Origin of the sequence: Chromatocurvus halotolerans (assembly GCF_004340525.1) — a bacterium.
Classification (GTDB): domain Bacteria; phylum Pseudomonadota; class Gammaproteobacteria; order Pseudomonadales; family Halieaceae; genus Chromatocurvus; species Chromatocurvus halotolerans.
Genome location: NZ_SLWX01000010.1, coordinates 91,893 through 103,186, shown reverse-complemented (window position 1 = coordinate 103,186; position 11,294 = coordinate 91,893). Strand labels below are relative to the sequence as shown.

The following is an 11,294-nucleotide window of genomic DNA, read 5'->3' as shown; positions in this document are numbered from 1 at the left end:
CCAATTTCACGCAGTCGCTATTTACAGTCACTTCTCACGTCCACCGCGCTCGTTTCTGCCGGCACCGCGAGCACGGGAGTGTCCGCACAGGAAGCCGTGCAGCAGGCCAACCAGGGGACGATAGAAGAAATCGTTGTGCGCGGCGTCGCGCGCAAGTTCCGGCCGGAAGAGCAGAACACCGCGACCGGTCTGGACATGCAACTGATCGACACCCCCCAGGCGGTCACGGTCATCACGCCGGAGATGATGAACACCATCAACGCCGATTCCGCCTACGAGGCCACGGACCTGGTGCCGGGCGTGCAGCGGTCCGGCTTCGGTTTCGGCTTCGAGCAGATCGTGATGCGCGGCATCTTCAATGGCCGCCACCGCGTGAACAACATCCTGTTTGGCAACATTCTGACTTCCGTCGAGTCCTACGCCGCCGAGCGCATCGAGATTGTCCGCGGCCCGGCGACGGTCCTGTACGGCGTGACTGGCTCCTTCGGCGGTGAGATCAACTCCATCCTGAAGCGGCCGCTGCGAACCCCGCGCGCGGAAGTCGGCGTGGAGTTTGGCAACTACGATACGCAGAATTACTCCCTGGACATCGGCGGCCCGCTCAACGATGCCGGCACTGTATCCGGTCGCTTCGTGGTCAAGTACGATGAGTTCGATCTGCCGCTCGACATCAACCAGGAAGACTTTCCCAACGAGAAGTTCATGGTGCTGGGCTCCGTTGCCTGGGACATCACGCCGATGACGACGCTCCGCGCAACCCTGCACCATCAGGAACGCACGATGGATCCCTGGGATGGTGGTGCACTGATAGAGCAGCCGGACGGCTCGCTGGCCTTGCCCGACGTGGATCCAGAGCAGTGGTATTTTTCGCACCCGGATCAGTCCCGGGAAACGCTGGATATGCACTTCGGCATTCTTGAACTCGAGCACCAATTCGCCAACGGCTGGAATTCCACGACCCAGGTGGCGTGGAACAAGTACGACGAGGACCTGTCCTATTTCTATCCGTTCGGCCCCTTCGGTGCCTACTCGCTGGGTGACGACGAGATCTACATCTATACCTACGACATCGAGCGCGATGGTGAGGAACTCACCCTGCGCCAGACCCTCGGTGGCGATTTCGATCTCATGGGCAAGAACCACGAGTTCTTTCTCGCCGCCGAGTACAGCGATAACCAAAACCCGGACAGATTCCAGCTGCTGAATTCCGCGTTCCAGGGGTTTGGCACTATCGGCATGTACGGTGACGATTACGACGGCCAGCCGCGCTTCGCAGACGGTTCGGATTTCAACCCGATCCAGGGCAGTCGCAAGGAGGTCTTCGGTGTTCGCCAGGAACTACTGGAGGAGACGGAGGACCTTCTATTGAGCGCCCAGGTGCTTCTCAAGCCTACCGACCGGCTGCGGCTGATGTTCGGGGTGCTCTACCAGAAGAACAACACGGTCACCACCATTCCCATCAATGCCAATGTGGTGAACGATCCGCCGGAGGTGACCAACGTCGGTTTCGAGCAGGAGGTCTATCGGTTTGGTGCCACCTACGACATTCTGGACGACTGGGGCTTCGTCAACGACGCGCGGGTGTATTACAGCTACAGCGAGGGCTTTGAGCCGCAAACCTTCACCGATGCTGACGGCAACAACGTGAGCGCGCCGCAGGAGATGGAGCAGCACGAAATCGGCCTGAAGACCGAGATGTTCGGCGGCGCGGTCGGTGCCTCGCTGGCGCTGTATGACTACGAGATCACCAACATCGAGGTGTCGAGTTCCTTCCTCGGCTCCTTCGGTGGGTTCGGCAGCACGGTCCTGGAAGGTGCGCAGGAGGCCACGGGCCTTGAAGCCGAGATCGTCGGCGAGATACTGCCCGGCTGGAACGTCTCCGCGAACTACGCCTGGTCCGATATCAATATCACCGACCCCAACAGTGGCTCGGCACCACCGCGGACCGTGCCGGAGCACGCGGGCGCCATCATCAGCACCTACGAGTTCCTGGAAGGCCCCATGGCAGGTCTTCGGGTTGGTGCCACGCTCAAAATCAGCGGTGACTACAGCTTCATTGACGGTCCGACCAACGTTAATCGCTTCGGTGCGCTGGAGGCTGGCGCCCACGAGCGTTTTGACCTCAATGCATCCTACGCGCCCCGCGACGGCCGCTTGCAGAACTTCCAGATCTACGCGAACTGGTTGAACGTCTTCGACGAGGACATTCTGGTCGCGAAGCAGGGGAATCCCGGTTTTGGCATCATGTTCATTGATCAGCAGCGCATTACCGTCGGCCTGCGCTACACAATGTGATGATGGGCATGGATAGTGATATGCAGCGGATTCTGCGTGCTGGCTGCGGCCTCGCGCTTACGCTGGCCTTCGCGGCACCGGCGCTAGCCAGCTACGGCATCTACGTCGGTAGTGGCCTCACTGCCGACGGCAGCGTGCTGCTCGGCGGAACCGGCGAAGAGGTCTCCAGCCACTGGCTGGAGATCGTCCCGGCCGGCACGCATCCTGAAGGGGCAACCATTTCCGTCGGCGTTGACGGGCGCGCCACCTACCCCGGTGAGTTCATCGAGATACCGCAGGTCCCACAGACGGCGAAATACATCACGATGAACTACACCGATTACGAAGGATTTCCACCGCCGCTGACCAATGGTGGACTGAACGAGCACGGGGTGGCCGCTCGGGACATCTGGGCACCCTCGCGACCCGAGCTGGCGGCGATGACGCCGGAGCCCCAGAGGGGTCCCAATTACTCGGACCTCTCCCGCATCGCCATGGAGCGCGCTACCAGTGCCCGTGAGGCGGTGACGATTATCGGCGGGTTGATGGACGAATACGGCTATTCCACCTACGGCGGTAACTCGCACCTGTTCGCGGATGCGAACGAGGGCTGGGTGGTGCTGAACTTTGCCGGTGGTCAGGGGCTGTGGATTGCACAGCGCCTGGGTTCCGACGAGGTGCGGATGTCGTACCCAGGCTACATCCATGAAGTGCCGGTAGACTTTCGGGAGCGCGAGGGATGGATGGGGTCGGCGAACTTCATCTCCTTTGCCGTGGATCAGGGCTGGTGGGACCCTGATTCCGGTGAGCCCTTCGACGCCAACGCGGTTTACGGTAACGGTGAAGGCCGCTCCGAAGGCGTACGCATCATCGAGGCGCGGCTGCGTCAGCAGGCAATGGAAGGCGGTGTTACCCTGCGGCAGATGATGAATGCGGTGCGCGATCCGCTGATTTCCTCGGATGCCGCGGGCTATGGCCAGGTGGCACATATCCGGCAGCAGGATCCACACCCGGAGCTGAAAATGCTCTGGGTGGCGCCCACGGGTTCCGTGACGGCACCCTTCGTCCCCTACTGGATTGCGGGTTCCGAGGTGCTGCCGGAGTTCGGCAAGCACCGTTATCTGACCAAGGGGCAGGCATCGACCTTCGTGCGGCCGGACTTCGCGGTGCAGGAAGCCTCGCGATTTGCGGGACGCCTGTTCAAGCGGCTGATGTACTACACCTGTGACGCGCCGGCCAGATTCCTGCCCGAGGTCACCGAGGCGCTGACCGCCTTCGAGGACCAGAGCATCGAGCAGGCTGGCGCGATTGAGTCCCGCTCACTGGTGCTGTTCAACGCCGGGGAACCGGCGATGGCGCGGGCGGTGATCGACGATTATTCGTCAGCCCGTGCGCGGGCCGCGCTGGCGCTGGGTGACGCTCTGCTTGGCAGCATCGAAGCCCGCCACAGGCTCCTCGAGGGGACGGAAGTTCCGGCGGATGCCCGCGAGATGGGTACACGCTACGGTCCCTACGTGAATTGCCGGGTTGAATGACCGACGCGGCCTGGGATGTGACTCAGGCCGCGTCCCCGACGGGCAGAATGGGGGACAGGATTTTCCGCAGTGGCTCCAGCTCTTCCTCGTAATGGCGCCAGCGCTGCACTGAGCCTCGGTAGATCGGCTGTCGCACCTGCCACCGGCTGGGGGTGCGCACCCCTCGTTCCGTGCGATGAAAGTCGAGGCAGGCGTCTTCCCATGCGAGGCCGCAATGGTCCAGAAGTTTCCGGACCTGACCCTCGGTGTCCTCCACCATGCTCTCATACGGCAGATCCAGAATCTCGATCGGCAGTACGTCGTGCCAGTGCTGCATCAGTCGGTGATAGTCGAGATAGTAGTGTCCCAGTGTGTCGAGCCGATTGGCGAAGTGGATCTGGTCGGCGAAGCTGGTGAAGTAACAGGACAGGCAGTTGTCCAGCGGATGGCGGCGGCAGTGAATCACCTTTGCGCCCGGGAACAGCAGGGCTATCACGCCCAGGTGCATGAAATTGAATGGCAGCTTGTCGGTGACCCGGTCGGCGCTCTCTGACACCTTTTCCAGCGCCTCGAGGTAGCGCCGGCCCATGCGTCGTAGCGAGACACGTCCGGTCGTTAGCAGGCCCTCCGGGTAGGGTTTGCCGGAGCGGGACAGTTCGGCGATCTGGTAGCTCACTTTCAGCAGCATCGACATCTCACCGCCGGCGGCGACCCGGGAATGGCTGGCGAGGATCTGCTCGGTGAGCGTGGTTCCGGAGCGGGGCATGCCGACGACGAAGACCGGGCGCTGCGAGTCGAGCCCCGAATCCGTGGCTTCCGCGAAGAACGCGTGGTCCAGGGTGTCGATCAGCCGGTCAATCGCGCGCCTGTAGCCGTCGCTGTCGAAGGGTGCGCGCGCTGCCTGAGCGTCGTAGCCGCGCCGCAAATGGCGAAAGGCCGTGCGGTACTCGCCGGCGCGATCCGCATGATAGCCAAGGGCAATATTCAGTCGAATGCGGCCGTCCTCTGGCGTGGCGGTACTCTCTGCCAGTCGCTGCGCTGTCTGGACCCACTCCGGCTCCACTTCACCCTCGCGCATCTGCAGCAGTCGGGACAGGGCCAGCGGACTCTCCGGTTCCCGGCGCAGAATGGAAAGGTATTGCATCCGCGCCTGTCGAAAGCGCCCCGCAGACTCGCAGGCATCACCCAGGCCCAGGCGGATGCGCGGATCGTCCGGGTCGATTTTCAGGGCTTCCTGAAAGGTGTCTATCGCCGACACGACATCGCCGCTTTTCGTCTGCACATCGGCAAGTGCCCGCAGGGGCCCAGGCTGTCCCGGCTGCAGCGCTACCAGCCGCTCCAGCAGTGGTCGCGCCTGGTCGAAGCGGCTCAGCAGCCGCAGCGCCCGGGCCATGTTATTCAGCGCATCGGGATGCTCAGGTGACAGTTCGAGCGCTTTTGAGAAGGGAGCCAGAGCCTCCTGTGGTGCATCGGCCTTCACCCTGACACTGCCCAGATCGCTCCAGGCATTGGCGTTACGCGGCTCGATGCTGACAGAGCGTGACAACAGGCTGTCGGCCTCCTTGAGCTGGCCCTGCTGCAGCCGCGCGAGACCCAGGTAATGCAGCGCCTGCCAGTGTTCCGGTTCCCGGTCGAGGATAGCCTTGTAGATCCTTGCTGCCGCCGCGACATCACCCCTGCGATGCTGTCCAACACCATTGCGCAAGCGGGGATCGAGGGACTCGGGCATGCTCATCGCTTCCCGGCCCGATCTGCGGGTAATCGGTCGGGATCTGCGCCGACCAGGCAGCTGACGGCGGGTCCGCCCTCGTTGATATCGCCCGCATTCGGCACCCCCGGAATGCCATGGCGAAGCCGCACCTCGGTGCCGATGCCGGCCACCAGATCGCGGCCAATGGACAGCGCTTCGGCGGCGCGGGCATGGCTCTCTCGGGTGAGCAGCGCCTGCGCGGCGGCCGGTTCACCGGCGGCATAAGCGAGGGCGGCGGCACGTTCGATGTGCGGCAGAGCGGAGCGAGTGTTGTCTTCGAATGCCTGCAGTGTGCCCTGGACACGCTCGAGGAGCTCTTCCGGATACGCGCAGGTATAGTACATCAGACGCTTGAAAACGCGGCCCGCGAACTCGGTCGCCTCGCGCAGCTGGAAGTCGGGGTTGATAAAGTTCGGCCCTGAACCCTCAGTGAGGTAGCGATGCTGGCCGTACTCCGCGGGGACATCCCGCGTACCGATCCACCACGGCAGGAACGGTGCGGTGACCGAACCCGTAGGGGCGACCCAGAGCAGTGCCAGGTCCGGGTGGGGAAGATCATCGCGCAGCTGGGCGACCTGGCCGTAACCCGCGTGGTCATCGGCAATCCGTGGGTCGCGAACCATGGCCATCATCGCCTCCGGTGTCACCGGGGCCATGGCCCGGAACTCCTCCTCTAGCACCTGCGGCGAGACGTACTTGGTGCCCGGGTGACGCATGGTGCCGCCCAGACCATAGACCTTGTCGACGTTGAAGGGCTGTGCCGGGTCCGGATCGTACCAGCCCTGCTCGATGGCGAAAGCAATCAGGTTTGGCGACCCCATCCAGTCATCACGACTGAGGTAGTCTGCAGGAACGTCCCCGATGTATCCGGGATAGCTGACCCGGACATCATTCGCGCCCAGCCGCTCTGCGACCCAGAGACCCTGCCCGCCGGCGAACTCCAGAACGACCCAGCCTTCGTTCGCATCGGCGATCAGGTGGGAGTTGCCGCCGTAGGTGGTGTAGCCGAACTCGTCGATCAGTGCGCCGATGATTTCCACGGCCTGCCGCGCTGTTTCCGCGCGCTCCAGCGCTATGCGGGCAAGATCGCTGTAGTTGGGGCCCGTCTGGTCGCTGGGTGTCATTGCCACCAGCTCATCCCGTGAGGGCGACCAGATGTCGCGAATCGCGACCTGGTGCTCGTTGAGACCGCCATTGGTTATCGGCGCCGGAAAGCCGGCATAGCTGGTGTAGTTCATCGTGATGTAGCGGAAGGTTTCCCGCACCTGTGGAATCTCGATGAGCCGGGCAGGCAGCGAGGCAGACGCCGTGGCGCCGACGGTAATCGTTGCATTGGCCGGGTGCATCTGGCGGGGGACAATCTCCAGCCAGTGACTGGAGGGCTCCTCGCCGGTGCCGCCGAGCAGCACGCTGCCGTCGGCCGTGAGGTTCTTGCCGACATAGTAGCCATAGCTGGCGTCCACATCGGGGGCGATACTCGTCAGTAACAGGATAAACGTGCAGGTAATGAATCTGGTCAAGGTACTGGCTCCGAAAACAAAGGCTTTGCAGCTCCAATTCTACGCTATCCGATGATTCCGGGTGAGGGCCTGGCTTTCAGGGCGGGCTTGCCGGGGTGGCCCGGCGCTCTTTCAGTCCACAGCCTTACTCATTGTTATCAAGACGGATAATACAGCGTTCGTCGGCGAGGTCGGCGCGCACCTGCTCGTTGAGCTTGAACTCCTCCCTGTGCACCTCCATCGCCCGGAAAAGCTCGGAGCGCAGGCGATGACGGCGACCGGCGGAGTGGAAGCGCCGTACATCCTCCTCGGATTCCAGAATGAGTGGCGGCACCTCGATCAGTTTGCCGCTATCGTCCTTGGCAACGAGGGTAAAATACGAGGTGTTGGTATGCTTGACGACACCGGTCTGGACATTTTCTGCAATCACCTTGATGCCCACCACCAGCGATGTTCTGCCGACGTAATTGACAGAGGCAAGCATGGACACGAGCTCTCCCACTTCGACCGGCTGCAGGAAGTTCACGCCGCCGACGGCGACAGTAACGCAATAGGCGCGCGCGTGCTTGCTGGCGCAGGCATAGGCCACCTTGTCCATGAGCGAGAGAAGAGTGCCGCCATGTATCTTGCCCCCGAAATTCGCATAGGAGGGGATCATCAGTTCGGTAATGACGGTCTTCGAGTAGCTGACGGCTTGTCCTTCCATCGGCGAATCCACCTCTTCGTCCGGCTCGAAAGACCTGAAGATAGCGCACACGCCGCGCTTTTGCACCGCTGTACTGGCCGACATCGATCAGGATGAGTATGGTCTGGTAGAGTGGGTAATCCGTACAGAACCTGAACAGCCGGCTCCCCGGAGGACATCGAATTTGCCGCGTGGCCCACTCGTGCTCCCCCGTCTTTCATGCCGGCCTCGGATTCCGCAGACAGCGTCACCGGCGCGAAGGAGAAGTCATGACTGACAGACACATCGAACCCGGCGCAACCCTTATCGAAGAATCGGTGGAACTCCCGGTAAAATGGGGCTGGTTGCTTGCTCTTGGCATTGCCATGATTGCATTCGGCATCACAGGACTCTTTTTTACGTTTGCGCTGACGATGGCAAGCGTTATCGTTTTCGGCGCGTTGGTTCTCGCGGCCGGTCTGCTGCAGCTCTGGCACGGCTTCGCCGCAGGTGAGGAAAGCTGGGGAGGCCGTGGCCTGCACCTTCTGGTCGCCGTGATCTACCTCATATTCAGTGGTCTTCTCCTGTGGGATCCACTGAGCGGCTCGTTGTCCCTGACTCTGCTGCTCGCGTCATTCCTGCTGGCCATCGGCGTCTTTCGTCTTTATCACGCATGGCAGTGGCAGCGTCGCGGCTGGCGCTGGAAGCTGGCAGCGTTTACCGGGCTCGTCAATGTGGCGCTGGCCGGTCTGATCGTTGTGGGCTGGCCGGCAACCGGGCTCTGGGTCATCGGGCTGTTCGTGGCGATCGAGATACTCTTCAACGGAACACTGCTGACGTCACTCGCGTTGACCGTACGCAGCGAGCAGCATGGCGCATGATCGAAACGCCCCTACTGAAGAGGCCTGGCACGCCCTGACCGGCCGCGAGGCGCTCGACAGGCTGGACAGTGACACCGACGGACTTGCCCTCGACGAGGTAGAGAGGCGTCAGGCTTCCTGGGGTGCGAACGCACTTCCCGAGGAGAATCGTGCGGGCGCGCTACGCATTTTTCTGCGTCAGTTCAAGGATCCGCTGGTCTACATTCTGCTCATCGCTGCCGCAGTCTCGCTGGCGCTTGATAACCTCGCCAACGCGACATTCATTGCTGCGGTGTTGCTGATCAATGCGGGGATCGGTGCCCTTCAGGAAGGCCGCGCCGAGGCGAGCGCAGCGGCCCTCCAGGACATGATCCGGGTGCGCACCCGGGCAGTGAGAGCCGGGCGCGAGGAGCGGGTGGATGCCACAGGGCTGGTGCCCGGTGATATCGTGGAGCTTGCACAGGGCGACGCTGTGCCGGCGGACCTGCGCCTGCTTTCCAGCCAGGACCTTGAGGTGGACGAGGCGCCGCTGACCGGCGAATCCACGCCGGTAGCCAAGAACGCAGACGACGAGGTGAAAGAAGGCGCCGTGGTCAACGAGCGCACCACGATGGCTTTCGCCGGCAGCACCGTCATGAGCGGCAACGCCCGGGGCATTGTCTGTCGTATTGGCAAGGACACCGAGGTCGGACAGATCGCCGAGTCCCTGGCGCACGGTGAGTCGCAGGCACCGCCGCTGGTGCTGAAGCTGCGCCGTCTCACCCGGCAGATTGCGCTTTTCGTGCTGTTTGCCGTTGTTCTGTTGAGTATCACCCAGTTCCTGCGTGGTGAGACACCCGAACAGATATTCTTTCTCGGCGTGGCCCTCGCGGTGTCGGCCATTCCTGCGGGCCTGCCTATCGCCATCACTGTGGCGATGGCGCTTGCGACCCGGCGGATGGCGCGGTGCAATGTGATTGTGCGTCAGTTAGCCGCCGTTGAGGGACTCGGGTCCTGTACGCTGATCGCCAGCGACAAGACAGGAACGCTGACGGAAAACCAGCTCACCATACAGCGCCTGGAACTCGCCAGTGGCGAGCAATGGGACGTCTCCGGCGAGGGATACAGGCCTGACGGTCGCATACATCGTGATGACAGCGAGCCACATGATGAATGCGCAGCTGCCATAGCGCACCTGGTACGTGCCGGCATGCTGTGCAACGACGCGTGTATCCGCTTTGACAAGGCGGGTGAGCCAGCGGCAAGCGAGGGCGATAGCGTCGATCTGGCCTTTCTCGTGCTGGGCGCCAAGACCAACGAAGAGCGTGGGCGAATGCTCGAGCGTTACCCGGAGGTCGCCAGTCTGCCCTTCAGTTCCGAGCGGCGCTTCGCCGCAACCTTCAATGAGGTCGATAATGCCGTGGTGGCGCACGTCAAGGGCGCTGCGGAAGCGGTCCTTCCGATGTGTGCAGAGGTCGACCAGGAGGCGCTGCTTAAACGCGAGGAGTGCCTCGCGCAGGAAGGATATCGCGTGCTTGCCGTCGCCACTGGGCGCGTATCAGACACAGCCAACGATTACGGTGCGGATGACCTTGCCGGACTCGGGTTCGTGGGTTTTGCGGCACTGATCGATCCGATCCGGGAAGAGGTGCCCGAGGCGGTAAAGCGCTGCCGCGAGGCAGGCGTACAGATCCGGATGATCACCGGCGATCATCCTGCCACGGGACTGGCGATCGCCCGCGAACTGGGTATGGCAGATGAGGCGTCGGAGGCGCTGACCGGCGCTGCGCTGCGCGAACTTGAAGATGAACCCGAGTCACTCGCCGCGCGTGTTCGCGCCGCGCCGGTATTCGCCCGGGTTGAGCCGTCGCAGAAAACGCAGATCGTTGAGCTGCTGCAGGATGCCGGGGAGCTCGTTGCGGTCACCGGGGATGGCGTCAATGACGCCCCAGCACTGAAGACGGCGCATATTGGCGTTGCCATGGGTCGCGGGGGCACCGACGTGGCGCGCCGGGCCGCCTCGCTGATCCTCGGCGATGATAATTTTGCGTCACTTGTCGATGGCATTGAGCAGGGTCGTTGTGCTTATGACAATGTCCGCAAGGTGACCTGGCTGCTGCTGTCAACCGGCGTTGCCGAGGTCCTGCTGTTCTTTCTTGCGCTTTTCGCCGGACTGCCGCTGCCGCTCACCGCGATACAGCTGCTCTGGCTGAATCTTGTCACCAACGGGATTCAGGACGTTGCACTGGCCTCAGAGGGCGTGGAGCCCGGGGCTCTTAAGCGCAAGCCACGTCCCGTCCGGGAACGCATTTTCAACCAGCGCATGATCCGACAGACCCTTATTTCGGGCGGTTACATGGGGAGCATGGCGTTCCTGCTGTTTTTCGTGATGTTTGAGTTCTTCGGTATTGGCGAATTTGAGGCCCGTAACCTGGTGCTGCTGCTGATGGTGCTGTTCGAGAATGTGCATACCTTCAGCTGTCGCTCAGAAACCCGCTCCGTGTTGCAGGTTCCCTTTGCCGCCAACCGGCTGTTGATCCTGGCGGTGATTCTCGCGCAGGGTGTGCATATCGGGGCGATGTATATGCCTGTGCTGCGGGACGTGCTCGCAGTGGAGCCGGTTTCCCTGTCACTGTGGAGTCTTTTGCTCGCTGTTGCCCTGTCTCTCCTCGCGCTCGACGAGGCGGCGAAGTGGTGGCGCCGGCGGCCACACAGACACGGCAAGAAATCTGCATCGGGAGGGCAAAGGTAATT

7 protein-coding genes are annotated in these 11,294 nt (G+C 62.5%); 4 read left to right on the top strand and 3 right to left on the bottom strand.

Annotated elements, in window-relative coordinates:
• Positions 1 to 78 precede the first annotated feature (78 nt).
• Both EV688_RS12020 and EV688_RS12015 read left to right on the top strand, forming a co-directional pair.
• Positions 79 to 2,295: a TonB-dependent siderophore receptor gene (locus tag EV688_RS12020; RefSeq protein WP_162883931.1), complete on the top strand. Its 2,217-nt coding sequence runs from the start codon at positions 79 to 81 to the stop codon at positions 2,293 to 2,295.
• A gap of 8 nt (positions 2,296 to 2,303) precedes the next feature.
• Complete coding sequence (locus EV688_RS12015) at positions 2,304 to 3,809, top strand: C69 family dipeptidase (protein WP_240624379.1); 1,506 nt, start codon at positions 2,304 to 2,306, stop codon at positions 3,807 to 3,809.
• Between the two features lie 22 nt (positions 3,810 to 3,831).
• Here the strand turns inward: EV688_RS12015 and EV688_RS12010 are convergent, their stop codons facing one another.
• The 3 genes from EV688_RS12010 to EV688_RS12000 form a co-directional block, all read right to left on the bottom strand.
• Positions 3,832 to 5,517 carry a tetratricopeptide repeat-containing sulfotransferase family protein gene (locus EV688_RS12010; protein ID WP_162883932.1) on the bottom strand — a complete coding sequence of 562 codons (1,686 nt, stop codon included), beginning with the start codon at positions 5,515 to 5,517 and terminating at the stop codon, positions 3,832 to 3,834.
• A 2-nt stretch (positions 5,518 to 5,519) separates the two neighbouring features.
• The gene (locus EV688_RS12005; RefSeq protein ID WP_117318473.1) at positions 5,520 to 7,058 is read right to left on the bottom strand and encodes a C69 family dipeptidase; all 1,539 of its coding nucleotides are present in this window, start codon (positions 7,056 to 7,058) and stop codon (positions 5,520 to 5,522) included.
• A gap of 124 nt (positions 7,059 to 7,182) precedes the next feature.
• Positions 7,183 to 7,743 carry an acyl-CoA thioesterase gene (locus EV688_RS12000; protein WP_117318619.1) on the bottom strand — a complete coding sequence of 187 codons (561 nt, stop codon included), beginning with the start codon at positions 7,741 to 7,743 and terminating at the stop codon, positions 7,183 to 7,185.
• A gap of 248 nt (positions 7,744 to 7,991) precedes the next feature.
• Here EV688_RS12000 and EV688_RS11995 point away from each other — a divergent pair, with 248 nt between their 5' ends.
• Entirely contained in the window at positions 7,992 to 8,582 is a 591-nt protein-coding gene (locus EV688_RS11995; RefSeq protein ID WP_117318475.1) for an HdeD family acid-resistance protein, read from the top strand.
• Positions 8,572 to 11,292 (top strand): cation-translocating P-type ATPase, encoded by a 2,721-nt coding sequence (locus tag EV688_RS11990; RefSeq protein ID WP_117318477.1) that lies wholly within the window; start codon positions 8,572 to 8,574, stop codon positions 11,290 to 11,292. The genes EV688_RS11995 and EV688_RS11990 overlap by 11 nt, the downstream gene beginning before the upstream one ends.
• Positions 11,293 to 11,294 lie beyond the last annotated feature (2 nt).

Coding starts and splice junctions, on each gene's coding strand:
- EV688_RS12015 (WP_240624379.1), top strand. CDS start 2,304: ATGGATAGTGATATGCAGCGGATTCTGCGTGCTGGCTGCGGCCTCGCG.
- EV688_RS12000 (WP_117318619.1), bottom strand. CDS start 7,743: ATGGAAGGACAAGCCGTCAGCTACTCGAAGACCGTCATTACCGAACTG.
- EV688_RS12010 (WP_162883932.1), bottom strand. CDS start 5,517: ATGCCCGAGTCCCTCGATCCCCGCTTGCGCAATGGTGTTGGACAGCAT.
- EV688_RS11995 (WP_117318475.1), top strand. CDS start 7,992: ATGACTGACAGACACATCGAACCCGGCGCAACCCTTATCGAAGAATCG.
- EV688_RS11990 (WP_117318477.1), top strand. CDS start 8,572: ATGGCGCATGATCGAAACGCCCCTACTGAAGAGGCCTGGCACGCCCTG.